Genomic DNA, 265 nt, shown 5'->3' with positions numbered 1-265 from the left:
CGCTCGCCGCACTGGGTACTGCCGCGCCCGGACCGCAAGTTCTCGAAGATCGAACGCTGGCTGCTCGGCTTCAAGCCGTTCTACAAGCTGCTGCGCTGGTCGATCTACTGGGCGCTGGAGACGCGCGTGGTCGGCTTCAAGTACTCGCGCACGGCGCTCAAACTGCTGGCGCAGCGCAAGGCCGAGCGGCACCTCGCGAGGCAGATCGCCGATCCGGTGCTGCGCGCGAAGCTCACGCCGGATTTCACGATCGGCTGCAAGCGCA

General features: G+C 66.8%; 1 pseudogene. It reads left to right on the top strand.

Annotated features, from left to right (window positions below):
• Positions 1 to 265 (top strand): annotated as a pseudogene (locus ACZ3GY_RS24180) (flavin-containing monooxygenase); the annotation flags it as partial.

The organism is Pseudomonas sp. PME37.24/006 (genome assembly GCF_055556635.1).
The sequence above is the reverse complement of the archived record's forward strand: the minus strand, read 5'-3'. Positions and strand labels throughout refer to the sequence as shown.